General features: G+C 57.5%; 15 protein-coding genes. 7 read left to right on the forward strand and 8 right to left on the reverse strand.

Annotation, left to right across the window (positions count from 1 at the left end; translation table 11 throughout):
• Positions 1-2 precede the first annotated feature (2 nt).
• Positions 3-1,118 (reverse strand): ABC transporter substrate-binding protein, encoded by a 1,116-nt coding sequence (locus DBQ51_RS08830; protein WP_054326632.1) that lies wholly within the window; start codon positions 1,116-1,118, stop codon positions 3-5.
• Between the two features lie 364 nt (positions 1,119-1,482).
• Between DBQ51_RS08830 and DBQ51_RS08835 the strand changes: the two genes are divergently transcribed.
• Genes DBQ51_RS08835 through DBQ51_RS08845 form a run of 3 tightly spaced genes read left to right on the forward strand, consistent with a single transcriptional unit; the run spans position 1,483 to position 5,475 of the window.
• Positions 1,483-2,460: a substrate-binding domain-containing protein gene (locus tag DBQ51_RS08835; RefSeq protein WP_054326631.1), complete on the forward strand. Its 978-nt coding sequence runs from the start codon at positions 1,483-1,485 to the stop codon at positions 2,458-2,460.
• Positions 2,457-3,875, forward strand: a complete 1,419-nt coding sequence (locus DBQ51_RS08840) for a sensor histidine kinase (RefSeq protein WP_107631331.1) — start codon at positions 2,457-2,459, stop codon at positions 3,873-3,875. The genes DBQ51_RS08835 and DBQ51_RS08840 overlap by 4 nt, the downstream gene beginning before the upstream one ends.
• Positions 3,876-3,888: 13 nt before the next feature.
• A complete protein-coding gene (locus DBQ51_RS08845; RefSeq protein ID WP_054326629.1) occupies positions 3,889-5,475 on the forward strand; it encodes a response regulator in 1,587 nt (528 codons plus the stop codon).
• Between the two features lie 45 nt (positions 5,476-5,520).
• Here the strand turns inward: DBQ51_RS08845 and DBQ51_RS08850 are convergent, their stop codons facing one another.
• Genes DBQ51_RS08850 through DBQ51_RS08860 form a run of 3 tightly spaced genes read right to left on the reverse strand, consistent with a single transcriptional unit; the run spans position 5,521 to position 7,629 of the window.
• Complete coding sequence (locus DBQ51_RS08850) at positions 5,521-6,201, reverse strand: PspA/IM30 family protein (RefSeq protein WP_054326628.1); 681 nt, start codon at positions 6,199-6,201, stop codon at positions 5,521-5,523.
• Positions 6,202-6,237: 36 nt separating this feature from the next.
• Positions 6,238-7,209, reverse strand: coding sequence for a hypothetical protein (locus DBQ51_RS16560; RefSeq protein WP_159068132.1), 972 nt, complete (start codon positions 7,207-7,209; stop codon positions 6,238-6,240).
• 15 nt (positions 7,210-7,224) lie between these two features.
• Positions 7,225-7,629 carry a CBS domain-containing protein gene (locus tag DBQ51_RS08860; RefSeq protein WP_107631332.1) on the reverse strand — a complete coding sequence of 135 codons (405 nt, stop codon included), beginning with the start codon at positions 7,627-7,629 and terminating at the stop codon, positions 7,225-7,227.
• A gap of 252 nt (positions 7,630-7,881) precedes the next feature.
• On the opposite strand from DBQ51_RS08860, the gene DBQ51_RS08865 reads away from it, so the two are divergent.
• The 4 genes from DBQ51_RS08865 (at position 7,882) to DBQ51_RS08880 (ending at position 11,208) form a co-directional block, all read left to right on the forward strand.
• Positions 7,882-8,904, forward strand: a complete 1,023-nt coding sequence (locus DBQ51_RS08865; protein WP_054326627.1) for an ABC transporter substrate-binding protein — start codon at positions 7,882-7,884, stop codon at positions 8,902-8,904.
• A 116-nt stretch (positions 8,905-9,020) separates the two neighbouring features.
• Entirely contained in the window at positions 9,021-9,977 is a 957-nt protein-coding gene (locus DBQ51_RS08870; protein ID WP_107631333.1) for an ABC transporter permease, read from the forward strand.
• Positions 9,970-10,749, forward strand: a complete 780-nt coding sequence (locus DBQ51_RS08875; RefSeq protein WP_107631334.1) for an ABC transporter ATP-binding protein — start codon at positions 9,970-9,972, stop codon at positions 10,747-10,749. Before DBQ51_RS08870 ends, DBQ51_RS08875 begins: the two co-directional genes overlap by 8 nt.
• Before the next feature lie 75 nt (positions 10,750-10,824).
• Positions 10,825-11,208 (forward strand): GNAT family N-acetyltransferase, encoded by a 384-nt coding sequence (locus DBQ51_RS08880; protein ID WP_107631335.1) that lies wholly within the window; start codon positions 10,825-10,827, stop codon positions 11,206-11,208.
• Between the two features lie 57 nt (positions 11,209-11,265).
• Here the strand turns inward: DBQ51_RS08880 and DBQ51_RS08885 are convergent, their stop codons facing one another.
• From DBQ51_RS08885 to DBQ51_RS08900, 4 genes are all read right to left on the reverse strand, one after another.
• Positions 11,266-11,829 carry a manganese efflux pump MntP gene (locus DBQ51_RS08885; RefSeq protein WP_107631336.1) on the reverse strand — a complete coding sequence of 188 codons (564 nt, stop codon included), beginning with the start codon at positions 11,827-11,829 and terminating at the stop codon, positions 11,266-11,268.
• Positions 11,830-12,497: 668 nt separating this feature from the next.
• Positions 12,498-13,508: a LacI family DNA-binding transcriptional regulator gene (locus DBQ51_RS08890; protein ID WP_107631337.1), complete on the reverse strand. Its 1,011-nt coding sequence runs from the start codon at positions 13,506-13,508 to the stop codon at positions 12,498-12,500.
• A 61-nt stretch (positions 13,509-13,569) separates the two neighbouring features.
• The gene (locus DBQ51_RS08895; protein WP_107631338.1) at positions 13,570-14,691 is read right to left on the reverse strand and encodes an iron-containing alcohol dehydrogenase; all 1,122 of its coding nucleotides are present in this window, start codon (positions 14,689-14,691) and stop codon (positions 13,570-13,572) included.
• Between the two features lie 78 nt (positions 14,692-14,769).
• Positions 14,770-15,018 (reverse strand): hypothetical protein, encoded by a 249-nt coding sequence (locus DBQ51_RS08900; RefSeq protein ID WP_107631339.1) that lies wholly within the window; start codon positions 15,016-15,018, stop codon positions 14,770-14,772.
• Positions 15,019-15,026: the final 8 nt, after the last annotated feature.

A 15,026-nucleotide genomic window follows, 5' to 3' on the forward strand; every position in this document is an offset into this window, starting at 1 on the left:
AGTCACTCAAGATAGTACTGGTCCGCTACCTCCTTGGGCATCTTGGTGTTGCACCAATAGGCATCCGAGTATTCCGGCCGGACATACTGGTCAATATCGGCGTCGGTAATCGTCGGCACCGGAATATAGTTGTACTTTTCGATCGGCTCGCCGGCCAGCGCCTTGAGCGCGGCCTCAAGCGCGACCTCGCCCTGCCAAGCGGCATCGCTCGCCGCGATGGACTTGAAGCCTTCGGACTGCGCTTCTTTCCACAGCTTGAGGAAACCGTTGCTGTCCTCGCCGGTCATCGGTACCAGCGGGCGTCCTGCCGCCTGGAACGCTTCGATCGCGCCTTGCGTCATGGCACCGCCCTGCGACCATACGCCGTCAATATCCGGATAGGCCGCGAGCGCCTGCTCGGTCGCCTGCTTGCCCTTGTCATAGGCCCAGTCGGCATAATAGGTGGCGAGGATATTGATGTTCTTGCCGCCGTCCGGCAGCTCGTCCAGCGCTTTTTGCAGCCCTTGGTGGCGCATCTCGCCGACACCCGCGCCGGCCGTGCCGTCCAGAACGATGATGTTGCCCTTGCCATCCAGCTCATTGAGCAGCCATTTGCCCATAACATAGCCGAACTCGATCGCGTCCGTACCCACATAGCCGGTAAACGCACTCTCGTCCTCTACCTCGGAGTTGAAGACAATGACCGGTATGCCCTGGTCGATCGCTTTCCTGGTCACCGCGTTGGTGGCGGTCGTGGAGCCCGGCGCGACCAGCAGCGCATCGATGCCGCGCGCCATCAGGTCCTGAATATCGGATACCTGCTTGGAGGTATCGCCGCCCGCGTCCGTCGTATACAGGGTCACGCCCGCCTGCTCGGCCGCGTATTCCAGCTCGCGCACCATCTGCACGCGGAACGTGTTGACCACCGAGATGTTGGAAAAGCCAATGGTATACGGCCCGTCCTTCTTGAACTGCGAGGTATCCACCATGCCCTCGCCCACATCCGTGGTTTCGGCCTGGGCGTCACCCATATCCTCATCGGTCTGGCCGCCTGTTGTCTGGCCGCCGTTACCGCAGGCGGTCAGGGTCAGCATGCCCGCCAGCAGCAGGCTCAGTAATGACAGCATTCTCTTTTTCATAATATTGCCTCCTTATCTCTTGTCTCTTTCTTCTCCGTCTCCTGTCGGATCGCAGTTTTAGTATAAGGGTCAGTTCCCCGCATGGAAATGCACAAACTTACGAGAAATTTTCGCAGCCCGCCCCACTAACAAAAAAATATCAGAAAAATTCGTACCTCCTCCATTTTCCGCATTATTTTTTCTACATTCCCCATTTATTTTTCGTATTTTTTGCAAATATACAACATTTTCCTACACAATGCACCCATGCGGAATTTGTTTCCAGTTGCAACAGCCTCCGGTTTCCGATATGATTTTTTATTATGGTATACTGTTGCAGCCGCGCGTTTTATCCGCTGCGCCGGACGGAAATGGAGGAATGCTCATGCCGGTCAGAAAACCGCTCCTGCTCGCGATCGCCGCGATTGTCGCCGGCATGCTGCTGGTGGAAAGCGTGATCCTGTTCCAGCCCTCCGGCCGCGGCACGGCCACGCCTGACGTTGTGATCGGCCTTGTGCTGACCGACTGCGAGGACGACTGGAAGCAGCAGATGTACGACAGCATCCAGCAGGCCGCGCGCCGCAGCCATATCCAGGTAACCACCATCCAGACCGCGCGCACGCAGGCCGACCAGATCGACGCGATCCGCACGCTCCTGGTTTACCGGACGAATGCCATCATCTTTTCCCCGGTAATGGAAAACGGCTGGGAATACATCCTGTCCGAAGCCGCAGAGGCTGAAATCCCGCTGATTACGATTAACGAGCGTCTGTCCCAATCCGCCGCGGGCGGCCCGCAGGATAGCGCCTGTCAGGTCTACCATGTCGGCTTCGACTATTACGCCCTGTCCGGACAGCTTGCGGCAACGCTGTGCCAAAGCGGCAGCGACGGGTTCCAGCTCGTCCAGCTCGGCGGCACGGTAGCCTCCTCGGCGGCGCACGATATCTCGGACGGGTTTCAGGATTCGCTTTCCCAAAGCAGCCAATACCGTCTCTGCTTCAGCGTGGGCGGGGATTATATGCGCTCGCGCGCCTATGAGCTGATCCGCTCCCTGCTGCGCAACGAATATGAATTCGACACCGTGCTGTCCTATAACGATGGAATGACGCTCGGCGTGATCGACGCGCTCGAGGCAAACGGCCTGCGGCCGGGCAGCGACGTGCGTATATTTTCCCTCGGCGGCGGGGAAAGCGTGATGCAGGCCTTTTCCGATGGCAAAATCAACGCGCTCGGCCAGTGCGACCTCACCGATTTCGGCACAACGGTCATCGATCTGGTCTGGATGCTGGAACAAGGCGGGTCGCCCGCTGAGAACACGCTTCTCCCCGGGACCCTGCTGGTCAACGGAGGGATCGGGCCATGAAAAAACAGCAGAGCATTCAGCGCCGCCTGCATTCCTCTTATCTGTTCATCGTGGGCCTGCTGTCCGTGCCGACCGTACTTCTGCTCCTGTTCCTGCTTCCCACGACCGCGCGTTACCACCAGCATATCAACTATATCTCGGATGCGCGCGCCATCGTTGATCTGTCCGGCGCCCGCCTGGAAAGCGAGCTTTGGGATATCGTTGCCGGAAACCAGGCTTACCAGGCAGGAGCGCAGGAGCATATCATGGATGAGATCTCCACCCGCCTGGACCGCCTGCTTTACGAAACCGAAATCTATGAAAGCCGCCAGCAGGTAGAGGCCGCCGTGCGGCTCGTGGATACGATGTCCTCCTATATGGAGGAGCTGGGCGCACCCTCCTACCGCCATTCGGTCATGTATTCCAACGAGCAGATCCTGCGCGAGATCCGAAGCGTGTCCGACCTGCTCCACACGGTCCTACAGGAGTATATTTTCATTGAGATCGGCGTGATCTCGGATATCAACGGACAGCTGCGCTCCTGCTCGATCGCAATCACCTTTCTCGCCGCGCTGCTGCTGCTGGTGATCATCATGGCGGCGGTGGATTCCTGCCGGTCGGTGCAGCGGGACATCCGCGAGCCGATCGGCAGGCTGGAGGCCATGTCGGTCCAGCTCGCGGCGGGCAATCTGGAGGCGCGCGCCGCGCCGCCCTCCGTATCCGAGCTGGACACCCTGACCCGCAGCCTCAACACCATGGCCGACCAGCTTGACGAGCTGATCGAGAACCGCATTGCGGACCAGCGCAGTCTGCGCAAAGCAGAAATGCGCACCCTGCAGGCGCAGATCACCCCGCATTTTATTTATAACACGCTGGATACGATCGTCTGGCTGGCACAGCAGAAGGAAAATCAGGCGGTCGTGGATATCACTATGGCGCTGACCCAGTTTTTCCGTATCTCGCTGAGCGGCGGCAGCGACTATATCACTGTCGGCCAGGAGCTGTCCCATGTGGAAAGCTATCTGAAAATACAGGCCGTGCGCTATGAAAGCATCATGCAGTACCGCATCGATGTGGAGGCGTCGCTCGCCCCCTGTCCCATACTCAAGCTGTTGCTTCAGCCCCTTGTGGAGAACGCGATCTATCACGGCATCAAGAAAAAGCGGGGGCGCGGCCTGATCACTGTCACCGGCCGGCGCAATCCCGACCAGACCATGACGTTCTCAGTGTCGGATACCGGCATCGGCATGCCCGCGGAGCGGCTGGCAGAGGTGCGCGCGGCGCTGACCTCGGACGCCGGCCCGCAGGCCGGCTTCGGCCTGTACAACGTCAACCAGCGTATCCGCCTTTATTACAACAACTCCGGCCTGGATATTCAAAGCGCCTACCGGTCCGGCACGACCATATCATTCACCATCCCCTGCCGTATGGACTGACGGAGGAAACACCATGTATCAATTATTTATTGTGGACGACGAGGAGGTCGTGCGCAAAGGCATCCGCGAACTCCTGCAGAGCGCGGAAAACCAATACGCCATCTGCGGGGAAGCCTCGGATGGCGAGCTGGCCCTGCCCATGATCCAGGAGCTTAAGCCGGATATCCTGCTGACCGATATCCGCATGCCCTTTCTGGACGGCCTGGAGCTGTGCGAAATGATCCGCGCGAAAATGCCTTGGGTGCATATCCTCATTTTGAGCGGCCACGACGAATTTGAATACGCGCGCAAGGCGGTCTCGCTCGGCGTGGATGAATACATCCTCAAGCCGGTCACCATGCCGCAGCTTCTGGGAAGCCTGGAAAAGACCGCGCGCAAGATCGAGGAGGAGCGCGCCTCCTATTTCACCGGCCTAGATACGGAAAACGCCTCCGCGCGCAAACGCGGTGTAATGGTCAGCCATTTCCTCAACGAGCTGCTGGATGAGGTCTTTTCCGCCTCGGACGCGCTGGCGCGGGCGGAAAAGCTCGGCCTTTCGCTCGCCGCGCGGCAATATCTGATCTGCTGCCTGGACATCCGCTCGGATACAGGGGATGTTTCGGAAAGTCTGCTGCGCCGCCAATTCTGCCTGCTGCTCGGCCGCATGCTCGACGAACGGGAGGATATCCTGTGGTGCGGCCGCGGGGACGGCTTCCTCCTGCTGCTCAAGGCCGGAGAAAATGATGGACTCCTTGAAACCGCCTATGAAACCGCGCAGGCGCTCAAGCACGAGGCCGAACGCATGATGAACGCCAGCCTTTCCGCCGGCATCGGCTCGATCGTGCCGCGGCTGAGCGAGCTGCCGCGCTCCTATCAGGATGCCAGGCGCTCGCTCGGCGGGCTGGTCGGCCAGCCGCACGGCTCAATCCTCAGCGCGCTTGATCTGGAACACGGCCTGTTCCCCCAGTTCGATTTCACCGAAGCAGTCCCGCTTGCGGAACGGTTGCGCCACGTGTCGCAGGAGGATATCGATTTCCTGCTCGAGCACCACTTCGGCTCCGCGCGTGAGGAAAACGGCTCCAGCCTATTGTACCGGTATTACCTGCTGGCCGATCTGGTCGTTTCCTCCATGCGCCTGCTACAGAGCATCGACGCGGAGCAGCCCGCCATCCTGCGGGACGCTGGAAACAGCGATACCCTGATGAAAGCTGTTGTGACCTATCCGGACACGCTTGCCTTTGCCCGCTCGCTGGTGGAGGCCGTCATCCTGCAGCGCGACCGCAAGCAGGGCGTGCGGTACGGGGAGGAGCTGCAACGCGCCAAGGACTATATCCGCCGGCATTTTGCGGACAACGACCTTTCGCTCAACACGGTGGCGGCCGAGGTGGGCTTCAGCCCCAACCATTTCAGCACGGTATTTTCCCAGCAGATGGGACAGACCTTTGTGGAATACCTGACGCGGTTCCGCGTCGAGCGGAGCAAACGCCTGCTGCGCGAGACCGACCTGCGGCTCGCCGACATCGCCTACGCCATCGGCTACAATGAGCCGCACTATTTCAGCTATATTTTTAAAAAATACACCGGCATATCGCCCAGTGTCTACCGGAAACAGGCGCAATAAAAAGGGGAGAGCGGCTTCGCTCTCCCCTTTGCTCTGGCTGACCGGTTACAGGCCCATCTCTGCTTTCAGTCTGGCAAGCTCTTCGTCTACCGCGGAGGAAGCGCCCGCTTGGGCGTATTTCTTTTCCAGCTCCGCGGCTTCGTCCTTCGGCTGCCCGTTCAGCTCGGCCATCGCGCTTGAACGGTCAAGCATCTCGTCGGCCTTGGCCTCCATGCGCTCGAACGCGCTCATCGCACCCGCGGCCTTGTCCGCGGACGAGGAAAACTCGTTGACCTTCTGCTGGGTCTTGGCAACCGCGACCTTTGCCTTAATCATTTCGCGGCGGGCGTTCAGCGTGCCAATGTCCTCGACCAGCTTATCGTGCATCTGGCGCATCTTCTGTGCGTTTTCGTGCGCGGCGTCATAGGTCGCCTGCAGCGAGGCGGCCTTTTCAGTAAGCCGCTGCTTTTTGGCGAGGAACACGCGCGCGTCGCCCTCATTTCCAGCCTGCAGCGCCTTGCGCGCCAAACCGTCGTATTTTTCGGTCTCGACCCGATTATCCTCCACCATGCGCCTTGCGCGAGATTCCTGCGCCATCACGCCCGCGGTCTCCTTTTTTACCTCGGCCAAGTTCTCGGTCAGGTCGCGCAGGTATTGGTCGATCATTTTCGCCGGATCCTCCGCCCGATCGAGCAGGTCGTTGATGTTTGCCTTGATAATGTCGGTGAAACGTTCTAGAATGCCCATGATTTTTTACTCCTTTTCCACACGGTTTCTTTTTGCTTATGGTTTATCCTCATATTTCTTTGCCAGATCCTCAACTTCCTGGTCTTCGAACTTTTCCAGCGGCGTTTTCAGGATCTCCTCGGTGCGCTTCTGCTCCCGCTCCCGCTGCTCGCGGCGCTTTTTGAGCGTCAGGAACACCAGAACCGCCACGACCACCACGGCGGCGCAGACCGCCACCGGCACCACGGGCGATCGGGTCACGGTCATGATCCGCTCGCCGGTTTTGGCAAAGGCGTTGGAGAAAATCTCCTCCTCACTAATCGAATAGTCACTGTAATACCGGTCCAGATAGTCGGCAAGGATGCCGACCGCCTCGTCGTCCATCACGGACTTGGCCATGCTACCGGCCGTATAGCCGCAGTTATAGGAGCCATGCCCGTCGTCGCAGAACACCAGCAGGAAATGCCCCTCATCCTGAAATAGCTGCGGATACAGCTCCTCCGCTTTTTCGGTCAGCTCGCTGACCGAGGTAACCGCGCCGTTTGGCAGCAGGTACAGGTAGGGCTGCACGCCCGTTTCCCGATAAAACTGCTTCATGCCGGCCTCCAGACGGTTGGCGTTGCCAAACCAACCGCCCTCGTCCGTATAATAGCCGGTCTCCTGCACGGCCGAGACGGGCAGCTTTTCCCGCTCCACCGTGGACTTGGCCACCCCGCCGCCTGAGGGAATACCGCCCGAAGCCAGCAGAACACCGATAAACAGCAGCACGGCGATCACGGCGACCAGCACCGTCATACCGCGTCCGCCGCCGTTCCCGCCGCTCGGCCCGCCTCCACCGTAGTAGCGGCGCGAATTGTGAATAATAACCGGTCCCGTGCGGAACCCGCCGAAGCCGCCGTGGAACCCGCCGCCGCCAAAGCTGCCGCCGCTGCGTCCCCCGCCGCCGGAAAAACCGCCGGAGGACCGTCCGCCGCCGCGAAAGCCGCCCCCGCCGCGGAACCCGCCTCCGCCGCCGCCTGATCTTCCCATTATGTTCCCCCTCCGTCAGTTTTTTTCCGCCCTGCAGGTATCGCGCAGGTGCTTGATCACGTCATGCCGCGTGACGATGCCGATGAACATGCCGCGTCCATCCGCGACCGGCACAAAGTTCTGCGCGGTTACGAGATCCACCATATCCTCCATTTTGGCGTCGATGCTCACCGACCGATGCCGCACGCGGCGCTCGACCTCGCCCACGGTCATTTTTTCGAGCTGCTCAGGCGTTTTGCGCAGCAGAAGACGCAGGAAGTCCCCTTCCCCGATCGTGCCGATGTAACGCCCATTATGGTCGATCACCGGAATCGCGGTAAACCCGCTTTTCATCATATCGTCAAGCGCCTGCCGCACCGGACAGTCGTCGAACAGGTACGAAACCTCTATTTTCGGTTTGAGAAAAAAAGATATGTTCATATGGTTTTCCTCCGTTTGATTCCTTTGTTATTGTATAATGCCGCGGCCTTTCGGTCAACCGTTATCGGTCAATACTTACAGTTTATTTACAATTTGGCAGGGTATTCTTGTAAAAGTTGACAGCCAGCCGCGACCGCAGCAAAAAAATGTGCCCTGCAGCCTTGACTTATGCCCTTTTAACTGCTAAACTGTAAAAGTCAACAGGCTTTACCGGTTTTTGACACGCATTTTATGCAGAAAAGGGGTTTACTCATGAAAAAGAGATTGCTCGCCGCACTGATGGCCGGCGCGATGGCGCTTTCCATGGCTGCCTGCGGCAATTCCAACACCGATTCTACGACGCAGGACACCGGCAGCGGAGACGATGCCGCCGCACAGGCCGGCGATTACAATGTCGGTATCGTGCAGCTTGTACAGCATGAAGCGCTCGACGCAGCAACCCAGGGCTTTCAGGATAAACTGAAAGAGCTGATTGAGGCGGCCGGCGGCTCGGTCGAATACGCTTACCAGAACGCCGCGAATGATTCGGCCAACTGCTCCACCATCGTCAACGGCTTTGTTTCTTCGGGCGTGGACCTGATCATGGCCAACGCAACGCCTGCGCTGCAGGCCGCGCAGGCCGCGACCGCGGATATCCCGATCCTCGGCACCTCGATCTCGGACTACGGCACCGCGCTCGGCGTGGATAACTGGACCAGCACCTCTACCAGCGGAACCAATATCTCCGGCACGACCGACCTCGCCCCGCTTGACGGGCAGGCCGAAATGTTGCAGGAGCTGTTTCCGGATGCAAAGAACGTGGGCCTGCTGTTCTGCTCGGCCGAGCCGAACTCCCGCTACCAGGTGGACACCATCAAGCCTTTCCTGGAGGAGATGGGCTACACCTGCACCGAGTACGCCTTTACCGACTCGAATGACGTAGCCTCCGTCACCCAGAACGCGGCTTCCGCCTGCGATGTCATCTATATCCCCACGGATAACACCGCCGCCTCCTGCACGGAAGCGATCGCCAACGTGGTCCTGCCGGCGGGCGTGCCGGTTATCGCGGGCGAGCAGGGCATCTGCGAGGGCTGCGGCGTGGCGACCCTGTCCATCGACTATTACGAGCTGGGCGAGGTCACCGGTGAGATGGCGTTCGAAGTCCTTGTAAACGACGCGAACCCGGGCGAAATGACCATCGAACCCGCGCCCAACTTCACCAAGATGTACAACGCCGCCAACTGCGAGACGCTCGGCGTCACCATTCCGGACGGCTACGAGGCGATCGGCCAATAACCCGACCCACCGGACGAAAAAAGCGGAAAAGGCTTTGCTTTTCCGCTTTTTTTTGTTATACTATATGTAATGTGCTTTTGCACTTTATCAGATGATTACTTATTGGGGGAATCAAAGTGGAATTCTTCTCCAACCTGCTGTCCGCGCTGCCCGGCGCGGCGGCACAGGGTTTGATCTGGGGCCTGATGGCGATCGGCGTGTTCATCACGTTCCGCGTGCTCGACCTGGCCGACCTGACGGTAGACGGCACCATGGCCACAGGCGGCGCGGTGTGCATCATGCTGATGACGAGCGGTGTCAACGTCTGGGTGGCGCTGCTGTGCGCGTTCATCGCGGGCATGCTGGCCGGCCTGATTACCGGTATCCTGCATACCTTTATGGGCATACCCGCGATCCTCGCCGGTATCCTGACGCAGCTTGCGCTGTTCTCCATCAACCTGCGCATCATGGATAAAAAGGCCAACATGGCGATCAACCCGAACAATTATGACCTGCTGGTATCGCTGCGCAACGTCAAGCAGCTCACCCTCGAAAACCCAATCTTTGTCGCGGGGGTGTTCACCGTGATCGTGATTGCGGCGCTGTACTGGTTCTTCGGCACCTCGCTCGGCTGCGCTATCCGCGCCACCGGCGCCAACCCGAACATGAGCCGCGCGCAGGGCATCAACGTCAATTTCAACAAGGTGCTCGGCCTGATGCTGTCCAACGGCCTGGTCGCGCTGGCCAGCGCGCTGTACTGCCAGTACCAGGGCTTCGCGGATGTCAACGCCGGCCGCGGCGCGATCGTTATCGGCCTGGCGGCGGTCATCATCGGCGAGGTCGTGTTCAGCCGCATTTTCCGCAACTTCGCGCTGCGCCTGCTGGGCGTGGCGTTCGGCGCGGTGATCTACTATGTGGTCATCCAGGTGGTGCTGACCGCCGGCCTGGACACCAACGATCTCAAGCTCATCACCGCGGCGGTCGTGGCGGTCTTCCTCGCCATCCCCTACTGGAAGAACAAATACTTCAAGGGCGCGGCCAAGGCGGTCGCCAAGTCCGGCGGCATGGAAAAGGAGGAGGACGGCAATGCTTGAGCTGAAGGGCATCTATAAAACGTTCAACGCGGGTACGGTCAACGAAAAGCGCGCCATCGACGGCCTGGATCTGACGCTGGAAAACGGCGATTTCGTCACGGTTATCGGCGGCAACGGCGCGGGCAAGTCCACCACGCTCAACCTGATCGCGGGCGTGTATCCGGTGGACGCGGGCCTGATCCGCTTAAACGGCTTCAACCTCACGAACCTGCCCGAGCATAAGCGCGCGCGCTTCCTCGGCCGTGTATTTCAGGACCCCATGATGGGTACGGCCGCCACCATGGGCATTGAGGAAAACCTCGCCCTGGCCTACCGGCGCGGCAAGTCGCGCGGCCTGGGCCACGGCATTACCAATGAGGAACGCGCCCTCTACCATGAAAAGCTCGCCACGCTCGGCCTCGGGCTGGAGGACCGCATGACCAGCAAGGTCGGCCTGCTGTCCGGCGGGCAGCGCCAGGCGCTGACGCTGCTGATGGCGACGCTGCAGAAGCCCGATCTGCTGCTGCTCGACGAGCACACCGCCGCGCTCGACCCCAAGACCGCAGACAAGGTGCTGCAGCTCACCGAGGAGATTGTCGCGCGCGACAACCTGACCACGCTGATGGTCACGCACAACATGAAAAACGCGATCCAGTACGGCAACCGCCTGATTATGATGGACGCGGGCAAGGTGATCGTCGATATCCGCGGGGAGGAAAAGAAAAACCTCACCGTGCGCGACCTGCTGGAAAAGTTCAATATCGAAAACGACCGCATGCTGCTCAGCGAATAACGGCGGCAGCCGGTTTCAGGAAAAAGGGCGCTTGTTTAGGCGCCCTTTTTCCCATATGATAAGAGGAGGATGAATATGGAATACAAGGTGGACGACCGGACGCTGCGCGCGGATGTGTTTCTCCCTTTCGTCAATGCGGTATGGCCGGGGGAATATGATCGGGAGCGGACGCAGACCGCGTTATCCAAAACCATCAATATCACCGCGTATGACAGCGGGACGCTTGTGGGATGCCTGCGCATCCTTTCGGACGGTTATTACTTTGGGACCATCACCGAGCTACTCGTCCTTCCCTCGCACCAGAGGCGGGGGATCGGCAGCCGGCTGCTGCGGCTCGCCCAAGCGCATACCCCGACCATGCTGTACTTCGGCGCGCAGCCGGAGGCGCAGGCGTTTTATGAGAAAAACGGCTGCCCGCGCGGGCTGACCGCGTACACTATCCCCAAAGACCACCGCTGATCCGCTTTTGCAGAAAAGGACGCCTTCCGGCGTCCTTTTCTCCTGTTTTGGCGACCATTACCCCAACACGCCCAGATGCTCAAGCAGGATCTTGAGCCCCATCAGGATCAGCACAACGCCGCCAAACAGCTCCGCACGGGCTTTATACTTCGCCCCGAATACGTGTCCGATCTTAACGCCCGCGCAGGACAGGCTAAAGGTCGTGGCCCCGATAAAGCACACCGCCGACACGATATCCACCTGCAGAAACGCGAACGTCACGCCCACGGCCAGCGCATCGATGCTGGTCGCCACCGCGAGCGGCAGCATTGTGGCAAAGGAAAAGGAATCGCTCAGGCTTTCCTCCTCCTGCGCGCGCGACTCGCGGACCATGTTGCCGCCGATCAGGGCCAGCAGCACAAACGCGATCCAATGATCCACGCTGGTAATCAGCGTTTGGAACCGCACCCCGAGCGCGAACCCGATCAGCGGCATGAGCATCTGGAAGCCGCCGAAATACAGCCCCGTGACCAGCGCATACCGCAGCCTGAGCGTGCGTACGCTCAACCCCTTGCAGATGGATACCGCAAACGCGTCCATGGACAGCCCCACCGCGATGATGAACAGCTCCAACAAACCCATTTCTTGTCCTCCTTGTCGTACACGGGCGGCAGAAAAGCATAAAAAATAAGACCCATCTGCCTCCTCGAACAGATAAGTCTCGTCATTTCATGCAAAGCCAGAGGAGCGTCCTCCCCAGTATGTTGGCCCTGCCGCACGGCTGGAACGCTCCGTGCCGACTACTCCCTTATTGCGCTTTATCATACCATATGCAGGCGCAGAAGTCAATATGATCTGCGGCAGGAGATGCGGGTTTACAGCGTATATTTCATCATATTATACAAATTAATATATTTACTTTTGTGCTATTTGTTCAAATATCGTCTTGTTTTCTCCTCTCAAACCGCGTATGATAAATACCATCCAAAAATCAAACCGCAAGGGAGGCCACAGAACATGAACAAGTTTTTGCAGGCGATCTGCACCATGAGCGAGCGCTCGATCGAGAACAATACCTATGTGCGCTATCTGATCCGTCAGTACAACATGCCGGAAAAGAAAAAGCGCGGCTGAGCCTGCGCCAAAGGGATACCCCCATCCGAAGCGAATGCTTCGGATGGGGGTATTTTTATGCCTGCGCAAAGGCAAGGCCATAAACATAAAACAGGCGGCGTGCCGCCTGTTGGCCAGCACGCCGCCTGTTCGGCATATCCTTTCCGGATATCCCCGACCCCCTAAAGGTTGTAACCTTATGTCTGATGGAGTATCCTTACGCTGTCTCCCTCCTCAATAGTCGCCGGATATATCACTCTTCGGGGTATCCCCTTTTTCGCATGCATCCGCTGGTAGACAATTTCCCCAGCCGCAACACCCATCTCAAAGCTGCTGAACCCTACCGTCGTTAGCTTGACACGCGCGTTTTTTACAATTGGGGTGGTATCAAAGCTGATAATGCTGATATCATCGGGTACCAGCACCCCGTGTGCAAATAAGGAATTCAACAACCCGATTGCCATCATGTCATTGGAAACAAACACCGCGGTAAAGTCATGCTCCGCCGTGGACAAAAATCGCCCCAGCTCCTCCCCGCTTTCTTTCGTCAGGTCTCCCTGAAAAATATTTTTGCTGGAAAAAGGTAGACCCGCGTCCAGCAGCGCATCCTGAAAGCCCAATAAACGGTCCTGGCTTACCACCGAGCTTGGCAGGCCTGCCAGATGGATAATATTTTTATGTCCCGCATCAATCAAATACTTTGTTGCTGTATACCCGCCCCTGTAGTTGTCCACACAGATTGCATCCACATCGGCCGAGCGCAGATAACGGTTCACAAACACGACCGGACACCGCACGCTCGTCAGCTGCCGGCTCAAATCAGGCGTCTCCGATATATTTAACAGGACGACCGCGCCAAACTGGTTGTTTGACGCAAACCTTAAATATTGCGCCTCCTTCGCCGGATTGGCATCACTGAAAGCCTCCAGGCAAATGTATCCCTTTTTGCTCAGATAATCGGTTATTCCCTGGAAATAGTTGATATATACCTGGCTGGTAATGTTTGCCGAAATGACCATGACGATTTTTTTGACCTGGTCAATCGCAATCTGCTGTGTCATTTTCGGGGTATATCCTGTTTCCTCCACCGCTTTTTCAATGCGAACACGGATCCGATCACTGACGTATCCCCGATTCGTCAACGCTCTGGAAACTGTAGCGGGAGATGTCCCTGCAAGATCAGCAATCGTTTTCAGCGTAACCTTCATATAGCTCACCTCGCAGTTGTCTATTCAATTTATATCCCTGTTTTTTGTTCCACCTCTTTAGTTATAACTGTTCTGCCGCGTATTTATCCAAGTAAAAAATAGCATTTATCAGCATTTCCCGGGAAACATAAAACGGCATATTGCTGACGTTCCAGCGTTTCCCATATACCTCGTCCACCAACTTTTCCACATACTTATCACGATTTTCCTCGGTAAGCCCAATATCTGCCGTGCATACCGGCAGGCCGATATTTTTGCAGAACCGGAAAAGCTGTTCAAACCGTTTGATCTCGTTTGCCACGATCAACTGAACCAGCATGCAGTAACCCACGCCCGCCCCGTGCATCAGCGCTTTCCCCGGCAGTACATGAAAGCCGGCCTGCAGGCCATGCGCGATTGCTACACCCGTGCATTCAAATCCGATGCCGGAAAGCAGAACCGTCGCTTCCGCCACATCCTCATAAGCCGGTGTGCGCAGATGGTAGCGTGCGGCCATGACCGCCGCCTCGCCCTTTTCCAAAAGAACCTGATAGGACAATTTGGCCGTCTCCATGCCAAGCTGTGTGGGGCGGTATTTCCCATCGCCCGCATTGCATACATTATTGTTGGCATAGGAGGCTTCCGCCTCTATATAGGTTGCAAGCGCATCCCCAATACCTGATATGAACATCTCAACCGGAGACTGGACTGTAATTTTCGTGTCAACGACAACATAATCCGGATTTTTGTAATGCACCATCAGATAGGGAAGCTGATCCTGATTGTTCATGATCGAATGGGTAGAGGTCGGGGCGTCCGTCGCCAGTGAGGTGGGAACATTGATAAACGCCTTGCGGAAAGTAGCGCCGACCGCTTTATTCATATCACAGGTCTGGCCGCCTCCAATCCCGATAAACACATCCGGAATCTCCGGCAGCTCTTTACAGTAATCGACCAGCAGTTTCAGGCTGTCATCCGAGCATACGCCGGGAAAACAGACGGTATACGCTTGCATGCCGGCGTCGCGGAACATTTTCTGAATTTTGCTTTGATATTCGTCGTAAAAAAACGGATCAATGATCGCCAGCGCTGTTTTTCCAAAATTGGCGGAAAACACAGGCAGGTTATTAATTTCATCCGGTCCCTGGATATATCTGGACGGACTCCCAAACGCACGGGATTCCATTGCTTTTGCATCAGGCATTGCTTTATATGCTCCTTATAAACAAATTCCCACTATTCTGTGAGCTTTCTGTACCGCTTGTTCCATGTGCTCCTATCCCTACCGCTTGGCAGGATGATCCTTCCGGTACCTTTTGTATTTAATAAAGGTCTTTATCAGTCCTACAAGCCCACCAGCCGCAAATACTATGCTGAAAAAAAGCATGATACAGATCCCCTTTGGTTCCTGTCCGGCTTCCCCGGCTCCTCCCAGCAGCTTATAGGCGCAAAAGAAAAGGAAAAGGCTTGCGGCCGCTTCGATAACCATCCTTGTTGTTTCATCAAAGGACAGCATTTTTCGCTTGTCCATATGGTTCC

The sequence above is a fragment of the Agathobaculum massiliense genome, assembly GCF_900291975.1.
Lineage (GTDB): Bacteria > Bacillota > Clostridia > Oscillospirales > Butyricicoccaceae > Agathobaculum > Agathobaculum ammoniilyticum.

Coding starts and splice junctions, on each gene's coding strand:
- DBQ51_RS08830 (WP_054326632.1), bottom strand. CDS start 1,118: ATGAAAAAGAGAATGCTGTCATTACTGAGCCTGCTGCTGGCGGGCATG.
- DBQ51_RS08835 (WP_054326631.1), top strand. CDS start 1,483: ATGCCGGTCAGAAAACCGCTCCTGCTCGCGATCGCCGCGATTGTCGCC.
- DBQ51_RS08840 (WP_107631331.1), top strand. CDS start 2,457: ATGAAAAAACAGCAGAGCATTCAGCGCCGCCTGCATTCCTCTTATCTG.
- DBQ51_RS08845 (WP_054326629.1), top strand. CDS start 3,889: ATGTATCAATTATTTATTGTGGACGACGAGGAGGTCGTGCGCAAAGGC.
- DBQ51_RS08850 (WP_054326628.1), bottom strand. CDS start 6,201: ATGGGCATTCTAGAACGTTTCACCGACATTATCAAGGCAAACATCAAC.
- DBQ51_RS16560 (WP_159068132.1), bottom strand. CDS start 7,209: ATGGGAAGATCAGGCGGCGGCGGAGGCGGGTTCCGCGGCGGGGGCGGC.
- DBQ51_RS08860 (WP_107631332.1), bottom strand. CDS start 7,629: ATGAACATATCTTTTTTTCTCAAACCGAAAATAGAGGTTTCGTACCTG.
- DBQ51_RS08865 (WP_054326627.1), top strand. CDS start 7,882: ATGAAAAAGAGATTGCTCGCCGCACTGATGGCCGGCGCGATGGCGCTT.
- DBQ51_RS08875 (WP_107631334.1), top strand. CDS start 9,970: ATGCTTGAGCTGAAGGGCATCTATAAAACGTTCAACGCGGGTACGGTC.
- DBQ51_RS08880 (WP_107631335.1), top strand. CDS start 10,825: ATGGAATACAAGGTGGACGACCGGACGCTGCGCGCGGATGTGTTTCTC.
- DBQ51_RS08885 (WP_107631336.1), bottom strand. CDS start 11,829: ATGGGTTTGTTGGAGCTGTTCATCATCGCGGTGGGGCTGTCCATGGAC.
- DBQ51_RS08890 (WP_107631337.1), bottom strand. CDS start 13,508: ATGAAGGTTACGCTGAAAACGATTGCTGATCTTGCAGGGACATCTCCC.
- DBQ51_RS08895 (WP_107631338.1), bottom strand. CDS start 14,691: ATGCCTGATGCAAAAGCAATGGAATCCCGTGCGTTTGGGAGTCCGTCC.
- DBQ51_RS08900 (WP_107631339.1), bottom strand. CDS start 15,018: ATGGACAAGCGAAAAATGCTGTCCTTTGATGAAACAACAAGGATGGTT.